General features: G+C 28.0%; 14 protein-coding genes. 6 read left to right on the top strand and 8 right to left on the bottom strand.

All coding sequences use genetic code 11. The annotated features are described in order from the left end of the window. Positions 1 to 8: 8 nt before the first annotated feature. The 4 genes from MC378_RS07785 (at position 9) to cdaA (ending at position 3,126) form a co-directional block, all read left to right on the top strand. Entirely contained in the window at positions 9 to 590 is a 582-nt protein-coding gene (locus tag MC378_RS07785; RefSeq protein ID WP_242178193.1) for an LOG family protein, read from the top strand. Then, positions 591 to 1,415 carry a dihydropteroate synthase gene (gene folP, locus MC378_RS07780; protein ID WP_242178192.1) on the top strand — a complete coding sequence of 275 codons (825 nt, stop codon included), beginning with the start codon at positions 591 to 593 and terminating at the stop codon, positions 1,413 to 1,415. 276 nt (positions 1,416 to 1,691) lie between these two features. Continuing rightward, complete coding sequence (locus MC378_RS07775) at positions 1,692 to 2,297, top strand: ExbD/TolR family protein (protein ID WP_242178191.1); 606 nt, start codon at positions 1,692 to 1,694, stop codon at positions 2,295 to 2,297. Positions 2,298 to 2,349: 52 nt separating this feature from the next. Continuing rightward, positions 2,350 to 3,126 carry a diadenylate cyclase CdaA gene (gene cdaA, locus MC378_RS07770; RefSeq protein WP_242178190.1) on the top strand — a complete coding sequence of 259 codons (777 nt, stop codon included), beginning with the start codon at positions 2,350 to 2,352 and terminating at the stop codon, positions 3,124 to 3,126. A 94-nt stretch (positions 3,127 to 3,220) separates the two neighbouring features. On the opposite strand, the gene MC378_RS07765 is transcribed toward cdaA, so the two are convergent. The 3 genes from MC378_RS07765 to truA all read right to left on the bottom strand — a co-directional run bounded on the left by MC378_RS07765 (position 3,221) and on the right by truA (position 6,221). Then, a complete protein-coding gene (locus MC378_RS07765) occupies positions 3,221 to 3,655 on the bottom strand; it encodes a hypothetical protein (RefSeq protein ID WP_242178189.1) in 435 nt (144 codons plus the stop codon). A 70-nt stretch (positions 3,656 to 3,725) separates the two neighbouring features. After that, a complete protein-coding gene (locus MC378_RS07760; RefSeq protein ID WP_242178188.1) occupies positions 3,726 to 5,492 on the bottom strand; it encodes an ABC transporter ATP-binding protein in 1,767 nt (588 codons plus the stop codon). Between the two features lie 3 nt (positions 5,493 to 5,495). Further along, positions 5,496 to 6,221 carry a tRNA pseudouridine(38-40) synthase TruA gene (truA, locus tag MC378_RS07755; RefSeq protein ID WP_242178187.1) on the bottom strand — a complete coding sequence of 242 codons (726 nt, stop codon included), beginning with the start codon at positions 6,219 to 6,221 and terminating at the stop codon, positions 5,496 to 5,498. Between the two features lie 98 nt (positions 6,222 to 6,319). Between truA and MC378_RS07750 the strand changes: the two genes are divergently transcribed. Then, on the top strand, positions 6,320 to 6,817 hold the full coding sequence (locus MC378_RS07750) for a metallophosphoesterase family protein (protein ID WP_242178186.1): 498 nt from the start codon (positions 6,320 to 6,322) through the stop codon (positions 6,815 to 6,817). Here MC378_RS07750 and MC378_RS07745 read toward each other — a convergent pair. The 4 genes from MC378_RS07745 to MC378_RS07730 form a co-directional block, all read right to left on the bottom strand. After that, positions 6,804 to 8,612, bottom strand: a complete 1,809-nt coding sequence (locus MC378_RS07745) for a tetratricopeptide repeat-containing sensor histidine kinase (RefSeq protein WP_242178185.1) — start codon at positions 8,610 to 8,612, stop codon at positions 6,804 to 6,806. The genes MC378_RS07750 and MC378_RS07745 overlap by 14 nt on opposite strands. Then, positions 8,612 to 9,295, bottom strand: coding sequence for a hypothetical protein (locus tag MC378_RS07740; RefSeq protein ID WP_242178184.1), 684 nt, complete (start codon positions 9,293 to 9,295; stop codon positions 8,612 to 8,614). The genes MC378_RS07745 and MC378_RS07740 overlap by 1 nt, the downstream gene beginning before the upstream one ends. A gap of 136 nt (positions 9,296 to 9,431) precedes the next feature. Next, entirely contained in the window at positions 9,432 to 10,097 is a 666-nt protein-coding gene (locus MC378_RS07735; protein ID WP_242178183.1) for a response regulator, read from the bottom strand. 261 nt (positions 10,098 to 10,358) lie between these two features. Beyond that, a complete protein-coding gene (locus tag MC378_RS07730; protein WP_242178182.1) occupies positions 10,359 to 10,790 on the bottom strand; it encodes a DUF4293 domain-containing protein in 432 nt (143 codons plus the stop codon). A 197-nt stretch (positions 10,791 to 10,987) separates the two neighbouring features. On the opposite strand from MC378_RS07730, the gene rho reads away from it, so the two are divergent. After that, positions 10,988 to 12,712 (top strand): transcription termination factor Rho, encoded by a 1,725-nt coding sequence (gene rho / locus MC378_RS07725; protein ID WP_242178181.1) that lies wholly within the window; start codon positions 10,988 to 10,990, stop codon positions 12,710 to 12,712. A gap of 305 nt (positions 12,713 to 13,017) precedes the next feature. Here the strand turns inward: rho and MC378_RS07720 are convergent, their stop codons facing one another. After that, on the bottom strand, positions 13,018 to 15,111 hold the full coding sequence (locus tag MC378_RS07720) for a peptidylprolyl isomerase (protein WP_242178180.1): 2,094 nt from the start codon (positions 15,109 to 15,111) through the stop codon (positions 13,018 to 13,020). Positions 15,112 to 15,119 lie beyond the last annotated feature (8 nt).

Here is a 15,119-nt window from a genome sequence, read left to right as displayed (position 1 = left end):
ACTATAATATGAAAAGAATTGTTGTTTTTTGTGGTTCAAGTCTTGGCTTTAATCCTATTTACAAAGAAGCCGCTACAGAACTAGGGAATTATTTTGCTAAAAACAAAATTGCTTTAGTCTATGGTGGAGGAAAAATTGGAATGATGGGTATTCTTGCAGATACAATTCTTGCCCATAATGGTGAAGTTATTGGTGTAATTCCCCAATTATTAGAAAAAGAAGAAGTTGTTCATGCAGGAGTTGAAGAAATGATTGTTTGTAAAAAAATGAGCGAACGTAAAGTTATCATGAGTAAATTAATTAATGGCTATATTACGCTTCCTGGAGGGTTTGGAACCTTAGATGAACTTTTTGAAGCATTAACTTTAAATCAATTACACATAGAACAAAAACCCGTAGGTCTTTTAAATATAAATGGTTTTTTTGATCCTATACTGCTACAATTAGACAAAATGGTAGATGAAGGTTATTTAAAACAAACCAATAGAAATATGTTAATTGTTGGTGCTTCTGTAAATGATTTAATGCAAAAAATGAACAATTACCAAGCCCCAGAAATTGAGCATGTAATTCGTAAAGTAGTAAGTTAAATGACTGTAAATTGTAAAGGAACTTTAATTGATTTAGCAACTCCTAAAGTAATGGGGATTTTAAATATTACTCCAGATTCTTTTTTTGATGGAGGGAAATACAAAAACGAAACAGATATTCTTTATCAAGTTGAAAAAATGCTTTTTGAAGGAGCTACTTTTATTGATGTTGGTGCCTATTCTTCAAGACCTGGAGCAAAGCATATTACTGAAGAAGAAGAACTACAACGAATTGTTCCTGTAATAGATTTGTTGATAAAAAACTTTCCAGAAATTATAATTTCTGTGGATACTTTTAGAAGTAAAGTGGCCAAAGAAACGGTGAATTCTGGAGCTGCAATTATTAATGATATTTCTGGAGGAAAAATGGACGATAAAATGTTTGAAACTGTAGCCAATTTACAAGTTCCATATATTTTAATGCACATGTTAGGTACGCCTCAGAATATGCAAATGAATCCTGTTTATGAAGATGTAATAAAAGAAATTATTTCCTTTTTTGCTGCACAAATTTTTAAATTACATCAATTAAAACTCAATGATATTATTATTGATGTTGGTTTTGGTTTTGGAAAAACAATCAATCATAATTTTGAAATCCTAAAGAACTTATCACTTTTTAAAAGTTTAGACACACCTATTTTAGCTGGAATTTCAAGAAAATCGATGTTGTATAAAACCTTAGATATTTCTGCACAAGAAGCATTGAATGCGACTACTTCTGCCAACACAATCGCTCTTTTAAATGGCGCCAATGTTTTACGCGTTCATGATGTAAAAGAAGCTATTGAAGCCGTTAATATTGTAAAACAAATTTCTTTATAAGATGCTATTTCCTACTTTCACTACTCGTTTTTTTCGTTCTTCAAAAGAGCTTAAACAAATCGTTTCAGATGTAAAACATTCAACGACTCAATAAAATATAAAAGTAGAGTTAATCAAAGCTAAACTTATTTACAAACTTTTTACTTCTCAAAATCTTGGCATCTTTATTGTTAAATAAATGTTAACGCCAAAAATCTAGCTAGTTAAACTTTAATAATTTCTTTCGTTTTGTATCGAAAAGAAAACTCAATTTATTAACTTTTATAACTAGAAATTATGAGTAGAAAAAAAACACCCGAAATCAATACTGGCTCTATGGCAGATATTGCTTTTTTATTATTAATCTTCTTTTTAGTAACAACAACTATGAATGTAGATTCTGGAATTGCAAGAAAAATTCCACAAAAACCAAAAGATAATTTTGTTATGGACATCAAAGAGCGAAATATTTTAGAAGTAAATATTAATAGCAACAATAAACTTTTTGTAGACGGAAAAATAACCCAACTAAAAGACTTAAAACAAATTGCCATTAACTTTATAGATAATGGTGGTGGTTTAGATATTAATAAAAATGCTTGTGAATGGTGTAATGGAGAAAAAATAATAAGTTCATCAGAACACCCAACTAAGGCAATTCTATCGATTAAAGCAGATAGAACTACAAATTACGAAACTTATATAAACGTTTTAGACAATTTAAATTCTGCTTATTCACATTTACGCAATAAACTTTCCTCTAAATTATATCAACAAAATTATATGAGTTTATTAGAAGATTATAAAAAATCTAATCCTAAAAATGAAGCCTTATATCAAAAAATAAAATTAATAAGAGAAAAATATCCTTTATTATTATCAGATGTTGAAATAAATAATTGATAGTAATATCAATAAATTTATTAGTATTTTAGCCTAAAATCAGTCAATTTTCATGTTAGATTTTATTGAATTTTCTTTGTTAGATGTATTAGATATTTTACTTGTAGCAATACTTCTCTACTATATATACAAATTATTAAAAGGTACCGTTGCCATTAATATTGTAATTGGTATTGCGTTTATTTTTCTTATTTGGAAAATTACACAAGCCTTAAAAATGGAAATGTTAAGTGGTATCTTAGGCTACCTTTTGTCTGGTGGAGTTATTGCGTTAATCATTGTTTTTCAGCAAGAAATCCGAAAATTTTTATTAATGATTGGGACCACAAACTTCACAAATAAACGTAGTTTTTTAAAGCAATTAAAATTTTTACAAACAGAGATTACCACAGAAATTGATACTGATGTTATTTTAGAAGCATGTAAAAATTTATCGAAAACCAAAACAGGCGCACTAATTGTTATTGAAAGAACAAATAGTTTAGATTTTTTAATAAATACTGGAGATAGAATGAATGCTTCTGTAAATGAAGCCATTTTACAAAGTATTTTTTATAAAAACAGTCCTTTACATGATGGAGCGATAATTATTAGAGACAATTTTATTGTAGCAACTAGAGTTGTTTTACCAATTTCTGACAGTACAAGAATTCCGGCAAGATTTGGTTTAAGACATAGAGCAGCAATTGGAGTTTCCGAAAAAACTGATGCAGCTTGTTTATTAGTTTCTGAAGAAACCGGAGAAATCTCATATATAAAAGATGGTGGTTTTGAACTCTATTCTGATTACAAAGATCTAAACGAAAAACTTAGAAAAGATTTAATGTAAAAAAAATATTCCTACAGCATTCAACAGAAATAATAATATAAAAAAAAGGTTCTCAAAATTGAGAACCTTTTTTTTATATTTAAAATAACCGCAATTAATTTGCAGGAGCCATTTTAGATTGAATAGCATTCATAACACTTTTAAATTTCTTAGCGCTTTCATCATCTAAAGAAGCTAATATTTCTTTACCTTTTTTAGCTAATTCTACACCTTCTTTAGCAAGTTTTGCGTTTTTTAACACATCTCCTTTTGCTGCAATATATTCTTTAGCATAAGTTGCGTAAGATTCTAAATGCTTTGTTACTTCTATATTTTCAAATTTTGGAATAGAAACCCCCTCTAAAGCCGATTCTATTTTGTCAGAAACTTCTTTTTTTGTTTCTACCAATTTTGTTTCAACTTTTTCTGCTTCTTTTTTAATTTCTGTTTTAGCTCCTTCAACTACTTCTTTAGCATCTTTTTTTTCTCCTTTACAAGAAGTAATTAATAATGCAGCAACTACAAATACTGATAATACAATTTTTTTCATTTTTTTTGTTTTAGATTGAATTACAAAGTTAAGAGAATATAAATAGGTATCAGTATTAAATACAACAATTTTAAGAAACTTGATCTAAACTAAACTGTTTGTCATACAAGTTTTTATAATAACCATTTTCCTTTTCTAATAGTTCTTGATGAGAGCCTTCTTCTACAATGAAGCCTTTATCCATTACAATAATTTTATCTGCTTGTTTTATTGTTGCCAATCTATGTGCAATTACAATTGAAGTTCTTCCTTTTGTAATTGTTTCTGTTGCATATTGAATCATTTGTTCTGCATTGGCATCTACAGAGGATGTAGCTTCGTCTAAAATTAAAATACTAGGTTTACTAACATAAGCTCGTAAAAAGGCAATTAATTGTCTTTGACCCGATGACAACATGGCTCCTCTTTCTTTTACATTATAATTATACCCTTCTGGAAGCGTCATAATAAAATCGTGAATTCCTATTTGTTTTGCTGCATTTTGAACCTCTTCTAAACCAATTTGATCATTTTTTAATGTGATGTTATTTAAAATCGAATCTGAAAACAAAAACACATCTTGCAATACAATGGCCACTTGATCTCTTAAACTCTCTATCGTATAATCTTCAACAGAAATACCATCAATAGAAATAGTTCCACTATCAATTTCATAAAAACGATTTATTAGATTAATAATCGTAGATTTTCCTGCCCCTGTTGCCCCAACAATAGCAACCGTTTGCCCGCTTTTAACATCAAAAGAAATTCCTTTTAAAACCTCTTCGTCTTTTATATAACTAAATCTAACATCTTTAAACTTAATGTTTCCTTTTAATTTATTTGCTTTTATATTACCATTTTTAGCAATTGAACTTTCTGTATCTATTACTTTAAAAACACGTTCTCCAGAAACAATTCCCATTTGAAGTTGATTAAACTTATCTGCAATTTGACGTAAAGGTCTAAATAACATTTGTGCCATTTGAACAAATGCAATTACAGTTCCAGGCCCCGGAACTTCACCTGTAATGATTTGTTTGCTTCCAAACCAAACAATTAAACCAATACCTATAGAAGATAAAATTTCTGCAATTGGAAAGAATATAGAAAAATACCAAATGGTTTTTACATAAGCTTTTTTGTGCTTATTATTAATTTCCATAAAATTTTTATACTCTATTTTTTCTCTATTAAAAAGTTGTACAATTTTCATTCCTGTAACTCTTTCTTGTACAAATCCGTTTAAATTGGCAACTTGATTTCTAACTTCTTGAAATGTTGCTTTTATAGCTTTTTGAAAAATTTTGGTAGCATAAATAAGTATTGGCAATACTGCCAAAGCAATTAAGGCTAGTTTCCAATTAAAATAAAACATTAACGCAGCAACAGCAAACATTTGTAAAACATCACTTACAATTGTAAATACGCCACTACTAAAAAAAGCTGCAATTGTTTCTATATCAGACACAACTCTTGTTACTAATTTACCAACAGAATTTGTATCGAAATAAGACATTTTAAATTGTAAAATATGTCTAAATATTTTTGCTCTGATATCTCTTATAATATGTTGCCCAACCCAATTTGCAAAATAAATAAATGTAAAACGCAAAAGTACTTCTAACAAAATAACTCCAGACATTAACATTATATTATGCACAAGTCCTTCTGTATCTTTTTCGGTAATATATTTATCTATGGTTACTTTTATTAAATATGGATTTATTAAAGAAACAATTGCTAATAAAATTGTAGAAGCAGCGGCTATAAAAAAATTTAATTTATAGCGTTTTGCAAAACCCATAAGTCTTAAAAAAATTTGTAAATCGAAAGCTTTACCTGTTTTATCTGCCAAAATTTAATATTTAATGTTGGTTAAAAATAATCCTTTTGCAGGAACCGACAATCCTGCATTACTTCTACTTTTACTTTCTATAATTGCCCTAAAATCTTCAACTGAAATTTTACCTAATCCCACGTCTACTAAAGTACCAACAATAGCTCTTACCATATTTCTTAAAAATCTGTTGGCAGAAATATAAAAAGTAAGTTGTTCTTTTTCTTGTTTCCAAAAAGCTTCAGTAACATTACAATTAAAAGTATAAACGTCTGTTTTTACTTTAGAAAATGTTTGAAAATCTTCATATTCTAAAAGTAATTTTGCAGCTTCATTCATCAAACTTACATCTAAATTTTGAGAATGAATTTGCCAAGAAAAATCTAATAAAAAAGGGTTTCTACCTAACCAAATTCTGTATTCATAACTTCTAGAAATTGCATCAAACCTTACATGCTTTTCATCATCAACCAAAAATACTTTATAGACTGCAATATCATTTGGCAAAATAGAATTGAGTTTAAAAACAACATCTCCTTTTAGTTCTATATCAATATCAAAATGTGCAAACATTTGTGAGGCATGAACACCTGTATCTGTTCTTCCAGCTCCTACAACTGCTATTTGTTGTTGAAAGATCGTAGAAAGCGCATTGTTTAATTTTTGTTGCACAGAAACTACATCTGGTTGAATTTGCCAACCATGATAATTTTTTCCGTTATAAGAAAGTTCTATAAAATATCTCAAGAAATATTGTTTTTGAAGACTTCAAAATTACGGAATTTATTTTGTTATTTGTACTTTTGAGCTTCTAAGAGGCATTAAGCTTTTCTTACTTTTTTTTAATGAAAAAAATCTTACTACTTTCTGACACGCATAGTTTTATTGATAATCAAATTTTAAAGTTTGTAAAACAAGCAGATGAGGTTTGGCATGTTGGTGATATTGGTGATTTAAAAGTGACCGATACAATAAAAAAACTAAAGCCTTTACGAGCTGTTTTTGGAAATATTGATAATGCAGATGCAAGATTGGAATTTCCTTTAGATGCAAAATTTTTGGTAGAAAATGTTTCTGTTTGGATGACTCATATAGGTGGATATCCTAATAAGTATAATTTAAGAATTAGAGAAGAACTTATTAAAAATCCTCCCAAGATCTTTATTTCGGGACATTCACATATCTTAAAAGTTCAATTTGACAAAAAGCTGAATTTACTTCACCTAAATCCTGGTGCTGCTGGTAATTATGGTTTTCATAAAATAAGAACAATGCTTCGTTTTACTTTAGATAACGGAGAAATTAAAGATTTAGAAATTATTGAATTAGCTAAGCGTGGTTAAATAGTTCTTTTTCTAAAATTGGCAATTCTACTTCTATCCTTGTCCCTTTATTTTTAGATGATTTTATAGAGAGTTTACCTTTCATCATTTGAATTCTTGCTTCAATTTGATTGATTCCTAAACCATCTTTGTTTCTTATTTTAGATTTATCGAAACCAACACCATCATCTACAATAACAAAAGAAAGTTTGTGTTCTTCTTCGCTTAACGTAATTGTAGCATTTTTTGCATTACTATGTTTTAAAATATTATTTACAAACTCTTGAATAATATTATATACTTTAATTTCAAAATTTTGATGATACCTTCTAATATCTGTAATTTCTGTTTCTATTTTTATTTGAGAATTAGAATATTTTTCTGCCATATCTTTTATAGCATAGTTTAACCCAAATTTTAATAAAACGGAAGAAACTAAAGTGTGAGATAAGTCTCTAATTTTTTGTGATGCCTCTGTAATTATTTGTTGCGTTTTATCTATTTCTATAGGAGTTTCTCCGTTAAATTGTTTTCTGGTTGCTTGTAAATGTAAGTTTGCGGAAGACAATAAAGCACTTACACTATCGTGTAAAGTTTCGGCAATTTGTTTTCTTTCAGTTTCTTTACCATCTATAGTAGCATTTAAAATTCTAACTTGAGAATCTGATTTGATTTTTTCTATATTTTGATTTTGAATTAACTCAGATTGAGATAATTTTAACTTTAGGTTTTTTTGTTTTAATTTAAAAATATTAAGCCAATACAATAAAGAAAGTACTACCATAAAACTACCAATACCAAAAATCCAAAAGGCTCTTTGATCTTTTAATCGTTTATTTTCTTCTTCTTTTTTTCCTAATGCTTTTCCTTTGTTATAATCATACTGAAAAGCTAACTTCTCAATCATTCCTCTAACTTCTTTATCTCTTAAACTATCTTTTAAATCATAAGATATTGTTTGTACTTCATAGGCTTTGTAATCTTTAAGTTTATACATAGAGTAAGCTATATTTTCATACAAAGCTTCTTTAAATTTAGTTGCTAAATTAGATTTATCATGCTCTATTAAACTTAAAGCTTCTTTATAAATTTCTTTTGCCCTCTTATAATCTTCTAAGTAAATATATACGTTGGCTAAATTACTCATAGCTGCTGCTTCAGATAATTTATTGTTTTGCTTTCTATGAATTTTTATGGCGCTATTTGCATAACTTTCTGCTAATTCATACTTTTTATCTGCACTAAAAATCCCAGATAAATTACTATATGCTTTCGCTTTTAAACGCAATAACTCTACATTATTTGTAATTGATTTATTATAAATAATCTTATTGTAAAAATACAAGGAGCTATCTTTATATATAATTGACTTTTCTTTTAAACTTAAATTTTGATAAGTACTTCCAAGTTGAAGAGTTACTTTATTTTTTATCAAATCAATGCCACTATTCTCTAAAGCATTATCAACAAGCTCATATTCTTGTATTAGTTTAAGCACTTTTCTATAATAAGAAATTGCTTTTTTATAATTTCCAGATTTGGTATATGCTTCTGCTATTATTGAATTTGCTTCAATTGAAACATCGACTTTCCCTTCAATTAGAGATTCATCGGCTAATTTTAAGCCAATTTCTAGAGTTTTTAAAATACTATCTTGTTCACTCTTTTGTTTTAGAAAAAAAAGTTTTTTATAAATTGTAGAATCTTGTATAACAAACAAAGAAGCTGTTTTATTTACAGCCTCCTTATTTATAGCACTATACAAATTAAAACAAAATAATAAGTTAGTGGATATGAAAAGTATTTTAAATTTCATTAATCTATTTGATCTATTATAACCCTTGGTCTTTTAAGAATTGTTTCTAATAAAGATGATCTAGAGCTTGAATTAGCTGAAAAATGATTTACAAAATCAAATTTTAATGGTTTACCATCTTCTTTTTCTAGTACTCTAGAAAAATCTCTAAGATCACTAGCACCATCTTCTAAATGAATTTCATAAGCACTATCTTCTTGGTTATAAATAAAGTCTACCGTTACATTTTGATCAACCTTAAAATCTAAATTAAAAGTTCCATCAAAATTGCTAGTAATACTATATTCTTCTAACATTTCATCGTCAGAATTTCTAGAAAAAGAGCTATTTGTATCAAGAATTGTAACATTAGAAGACTTATTTGACTTTGTATCTATAAAACCAACTTTAAGTAATTCGCCGTCAATAAACAAATCTTGTGTTACTTTTTGAGTTTCTTGATTATCTGATGTATATAAGTAAATTTGATTAGTATTTGTTTTTTCGTCTTTAACATAATCTGTTTTTGTTTTATCATTTAAATCAAAATCTAAAGAATAAGCTCCAGTTGCATCTCTTTTAAGAGTATATGATTTTAATAAATCTGATGAAGGGTTTGCTAATTCTAATCCTTCATTTGATGAACAAGATGTAAATACAAGTGTAACTACAACAGCTAATGAAAGTAAGTTAAGTTTTTTCATGATAATTAAGTTTTAATATTTGTTTAGGTTAAAATTGGGGGATAACTTATTAGGGGTTGATTTAGAAATTTATACAACAAATATTATAACTAGAGATTCCTTTTTTTTAAGCGGGGCATTTTAGGGGGAACGATACTTATACTATTTTATTTTTTACAGCATACATTGCTAAACCAACAGCATTTTTTACTTTTAATTTTTTTAATAAACTTTTTCTATATGTATCTATAGTATTTGTACTAAGACTCATTGCATCTGCTATTTCAATAGAACTATATTCTTTTGTAATTAGCTTTAAAACATCTAGTTCTCTTTCTGTTAAACTATTTAATAAAAATTTATCAGGAACATCACCTTTTGGAACAATTTGTCCTGATATAGATTTTAAAAGACTGCTCTGAATATCATTACTGAAATATTGTTCACCATTTGCAACTGCTTTTATAGCATTAATGATATGCTCGCCAGCACTATTCTTAGAAATATATCCTTTACATCCTAGATTTAAAACCTCTTGAACTATTTTAACATCATCATAACTAGAAAGTACAATTACTTTTTGGTCAATTTTTTCTTTTGCAAAATGTTTTAAAACTTCAAAACCATCTAAAACAGGCATGGTAATATCTAAGATTAAAACATCTGCTTTATTTCCTTTTACATGAAACCAATCTACAACTTCTTGGCCCGTTAATGAATAACCAGTAATTTCAATTTCTTTATCTGTATTTATAACAGCCATAATACCTTCTATCAAGATTTTATGATCATCTGCTACGTGAACGTATATTTTTTTTTTCATTTTTTACTTTACAAATTTACACTACATCTTTACATTATACAATACCCATTATTAGTGAAATTTACACATCACCATTTTTGGTGAAAGGCTTCACTATAAATGGTGAACCAAAGAACACAAATCACTAATAAACAACAAGATAACTTTATTATATATCACAAAAAAAAGTTTCTTGTAAAATAATTCAATAATATTATAAAAACAAAAAACCGAGAAATTTTCTCGGTTTTTTTTCGCACTAAATATACTATGTTATTAAAATTATCGTAATCTATCTACAGATTTTACAAGATCTTCATCCTTCTTTATAGCTTTGTTTGCCAAAACAACAAGCAAAATAGCTAAAATTGGTATAAACATCCCAATACCTTTCTCCGAAACAATGGTTTCTCCAGATAATGTTAGAGACAAATAAATCAACAACCCTAATAAAAAAAGGTTAATCAAGATTATAATTCTTCCTATTACAAATTGCAACTTTCTATTGTTATATAAAAAAATAGCCACAAATGAAATGATTGCAGAAGCAAAGAATGAAACAGGAATGATTTTTAATGTTATTTCTTTATTAGAAATTAGATCCAATGCAAAAACATCTTTGTTTAAAGTACTCCATAAATTAAATACAAATATCAATCCACCAGAAATTGCGGATGCTAATAATAAATAGATTGTTTGTATTCTTTGAATCATGCTTTAAAAATAGAAATACAAAAGTAAATCTTTCTTTTTTAAAAAGAAAACTTAAAACTTAAAAAAAAAGCATATATTTGTTTTATAATTAACCGCACAAAAAATTACTATATAGTACTATATACAGTAATATCAATCAAAAAAATTATAAAAATCTTAATAATAAAGATTTACACTTTAAACTTAACATATAAAAAATGTTCGAAATTTCAGAACTAAAAGCAAAAACTCTTGCCGACTTACAAGTGATTGCTAAATCTATTGGACTTACAAAAACAAGTCAATTAAAAAAGTTAGATTTAGTATATCAAATATTAGATACACAGGCTGCAAATCCTAAAGTTACAACTACTAAACAAGAGGATTCTAAAACAGAGAAAACAAAAAGAAAACGTGTTTCTAAAGTTTCTACACCTGCTCCAAAAGCAGTAACTGTAACAGAAATAGCAAAAACATCTCCAGAAACAGTTTCTACACCAATTGTAGAAAAAATACCAGAAAAGCCAAAACAAGAAAAAGTACCTCAAAGAAAACCTATTGCTAGGAAAGTTGTACAGAAAAAAGTAGAAGCAAAAATAGAACAAGGAGATAAAACAAAAGAAAGAATTGTAAAAAAGGTTGAAAATCAAGAACAAAAAACTGTTAATAATCAAAATAAGCCTCAACCAAACAAACCACAATCTAACAAACCTCAATCAAACAATCCACTTCCTAAGAAAAACCCTAACCAAAATAGAGACAAAAACAACTCTAATAGAAATAATGGGAACAAATCTGGAAACCGTTATAAAGATCCCGATTTTGAATTTGATGGAATTATTGAAAGTGAAGGTGTATTAGAAATGATGCCAGATGGTTATGGTTTCTTACGTTCTTCTGATTACAATTATTTATCATCTCCAGATGATATTTATGTTTCTCAATCTCAAATAAAATTATTTGGATTAAAAACAGGTGACACCGTAAGAGGAAATGTTCGACCTCCAAAAGAAGGTGAAAAATATTTCCCTTTAATTAGAGTATCAAAAATTAATGGATTAAATCCAAATATTGTTAGAGATAGAGTTTCTTTTGAGCATTTAACACCATTATTTCCTCAAGAAAAATTTAATTTAGCAGAAAAAGGAAGTTCTCTTTCAACAAGAATTATCGATTTATTTTCTCCGTTAGGAAAAGGACAAAGAGGTATGATTGTAGCACAACCAAAAACGGGTAAAACCATGCTACTAAAGGAAGTTGCAAATGCAATTGCAATGAATCACCCAGAAGTTTATCAAATTGTATTATTAATTGATGAAAGACCGGAAGAAGTTACAGATATGCAACGAAGTGTTCGTGGAGAAGTAGTTGCTTCTACTTTTGATGAACCTGCAGACAAACATGTAAAAGTGGCTAACATAGTTTTAGAAAAAGCAAAACGTTTGGTAGAATGTGGACATGATGTTGTTATTCTTTTAGACTCTATTACACGTTTAGCAAGAGCTTATAATACAGTTGCACCTGCATCAGGAAAAATACTTTCTGGTGGTATCGATGCAAATGCATTACACAAACCAAAACGTTTCTTTGGTGCTGCAAGAAATATAGAAGGTGGTGGTTCTTTAACCATTATTGCTACAGCACTTACAGAAACAGGTTCTAAGATGGATGAAGTTATCTTTGAAGAATTTAAAGGTACTGGAAACATGGAACTTCAGTTAGACAGAAATATTTCTAACAGAAGAATTTATCCAGCTATTGATTTAATTAAATCTTCAACAAGAAGAGATGATTTATTATTAGACGCAAAAACGGTACAAAGAATGTGGATATTGCGAAAATATTTAGCAGATATGAATCCTATTGAAGCAATGGAGTTTATTAATGATAAAATTAAGTTTTCTAAAAATAATGATGAGTTTTTAATTTCTATGAATGGCTAGAAATACCCCTTAGATTACAAAACAATCTTTTATACAAAACCTTTTTGAGAAATCAGAAAGGTTTTTTTATGGCATATTAATTCTTTTTATGAAGAAAAAGAAGGCTTCTTAATTGCCTTTCGTAAATCAAAAGAAGATAAAAATAGTTTAAAGAATGCTAGATCTATTTTCTAACATATCCTCAATTTAAAATCAAACAAATCTATTCTATAAATTGTTTATGACTAATTTATAAGGAAATAAGGGCATAAAAAAATCCGTTCAAATAATTTGAACGGATTTTTTATTGTATTAAGTAAGAAATATTAATTGGCACTATACATTTCTCCTCTATAATCTTCTATTTCAGAAGCTCCTTTAATAGCTTCATACATTTTAAAAGTTAATCTTTTTCTTGCTTCTGCTATTCTTTTTCTATTAGCATCATAATTTGGTAAAGCAGTAGGCTCTTCTTTATTGGTAACTTTAAAAGCATATACACCTCTATCGCCAACAACTTTATTATAAACCTTATTCAACTCTGCATTGTACATTGCACCAACAATTTTTGGTTCTGAACCAACACCAGATAAAGTAGGGCTTTTTAAAGTAACATTTGTAGCACTTCTTACTGCTGTACTATTAGCCGTAGCTAATTCTTGTAAAGTATTCCCAACTAATTTAGCTGAAATTAAATCGGCTTTCTTTTTATTTACTAAAATAGATCTGACGCTACTTGTAGCTTTTTCTACAGGCATTAACCCTTTTTTGGTAATTCCCATTACATAAGCAACAACATGACTTCCCTCTAAATCAAAACGTTTAAAATCGCCAACTTTAGTTTCTTTACCAAAAGCCCAACTAACAATTTGTCTTTGATTTCCTAAACCAACAACATTTTCATCTAAAGTTTTTACACCAACAGCTAATCTTGCTGAATAATTATTTTCTTTGGCTACATCTGCAAAATTACTACCATTAGAAACAGCCAATGCAAATTGCTCTGCTTTTCTATAAATAGCATTTTCTGTTGCTTCAGATGGAACAATATTTTTACCAAAAGTTGATAATTTTAAAACTGTTTGAATATTTTTTTGTTCATCAATTTTTACAATATGAAAACCAAATGGAGTTTCTACAACATCAATATCTCCTTTTTTATTTTCAAAAGTAAAATCTCTAAATGCAGGTGTCATTCTATTGTAATTAAACCAATCTAAATCTCCTCCTTTTTCTGAATTAGTATTATCAGCAGAAAACTCTTTTGCTAAGTCTGCAAATTTTGATTTACTTTTCTTAACTACTGTTAAAATACTATCTGCTAATTTTTTAGCTTGTTCTTTTGTTCTTGTAACTTCCGGAGTTGCTCTTTGCGAACCAACATAAGAAATTAAAATATGACTAGCTTTTACTGAATCTGGCATTTTTGCAATTTCAGTAATTTTAGAAATTTTAATAAAGTCTTTATCTTTATACGGACCTACAACATCTCCTTTAGAACCTGCAAAAATTAAATCGGCAACTTCTTGATTTAAAAAGTTTTTAAATTGATAGTTTGAGTTTAAGCTAAATTCAGAATTATTTTCAGAAACGAATAATTTATCATCTGTAGATTTTTTAAAATCTTCAATTAATTCTGCAACACCATTCTTTATTACGGCTTCATCTTCACTTGTAGGAACAACATCAAACTTTACATATGAAAGATCTCTAGATGCCTCTACAGTATAATCTGCTGCGTGCTCTTTAATATAACTAGCAACTTCAGATTTTTTTATTTTCACTAAACTATCTGCAACTGTAGTATAAGGAACGTAAACAAATTGTGCATTTAGTTTTGTATTATCTATAAGATATTCTGTTTCTCCTTCTTTTAAAGAAGCTCCTAAACCAGCAGTAACTAAGTTATTATAAGTATTTCTTTCTGCGTTGTCTCTAATTTGATTCATATAATTAGACCAAGCCAACCATAACCTTTGATCATCAGAGTTTTTAGCATCTGCTAAAAATTGCTTAAAAAGACCTTCATCAAATAAACCTGCCTCATTTTGATACTGAGGACTATTTTGTACTGATGGAGAGTTAATAATTTCATTCCAAACATCTGCTTCACCAATTGTAATACCAGCTTGTGTTAACTGATTTTGATAAATTTTCTTTCTTACAGTATTATCCCAAACTGTCTTTGCTGCTTGTATTTCTGATACACCACCTCCAACTTGTTGTTTATAAGCCTCTAATTCTTTAACAAACTCTTGTCTAGATATTGATTCTCCGTTAATTTCTCCAATTTCATTAACCTTACTTGAGTTAAAAAAATCTCCTAAAGTAGAAGGATCTAAAACAAAAGCAAAAAGTGCTAATCCAATTATGATAATTAAGAACATTGAACGTTCTCTAATTTTTGATAAAATTGCCATACGTCATT

Source organism: Polaribacter marinus (assembly GCF_022662535.1).
Lineage (GTDB): Bacteria > Bacteroidota > Bacteroidia > Flavobacteriales > Flavobacteriaceae > Polaribacter > Polaribacter marinus.
Note: the sequence above shows the minus strand (reverse complement) of the source record. Positions and strands in the feature narration are given on the sequence as shown.

Coding starts and splice junctions, on each gene's coding strand:
- MC378_RS07745 (WP_242178185.1), bottom strand. CDS start 8,612: ATGAAATTTAAAATACTTTTCATATCCACTAACTTATTATTTTGTTTT.
- rho (WP_242178181.1), top strand. CDS start 10,988: ATGTTCGAAATTTCAGAACTAAAAGCAAAAACTCTTGCCGACTTACAA.
- MC378_RS07765 (WP_242178189.1), bottom strand. CDS start 3,655: ATGAAAAAAATTGTATTATCAGTATTTGTAGTTGCTGCATTATTAATT.
- MC378_RS07730 (WP_242178182.1), bottom strand. CDS start 10,790: ATGATTCAAAGAATACAAACAATCTATTTATTATTAGCATCCGCAATT.
- MC378_RS07740 (WP_242178184.1), bottom strand. CDS start 9,295: ATGAAAAAACTTAACTTACTTTCATTAGCTGTTGTAGTTACACTTGTA.
- MC378_RS07785 (WP_242178193.1), top strand. CDS start 9: ATGAAAAGAATTGTTGTTTTTTGTGGTTCAAGTCTTGGCTTTAATCCT.
- folP (WP_242178192.1), top strand. CDS start 591: ATGACTGTAAATTGTAAAGGAACTTTAATTGATTTAGCAACTCCTAAA.
- MC378_RS07775 (WP_242178191.1), top strand. CDS start 1,692: ATGAGTAGAAAAAAAACACCCGAAATCAATACTGGCTCTATGGCAGAT.
- MC378_RS07720 (WP_242178180.1), bottom strand. CDS start 15,111: ATGGCAATTTTATCAAAAATTAGAGAACGTTCAATGTTCTTAATTATC.
- MC378_RS07735 (WP_242178183.1), bottom strand. CDS start 10,097: ATGAAAAAAAAAATATACGTTCACGTAGCAGATGATCATAAAATCTTG.
- MC378_RS07750 (WP_242178186.1), top strand. CDS start 6,320: ATGAAAAAAATCTTACTACTTTCTGACACGCATAGTTTTATTGATAAT.
- cdaA (WP_242178190.1), top strand. CDS start 2,350: ATGTTAGATTTTATTGAATTTTCTTTGTTAGATGTATTAGATATTTTA.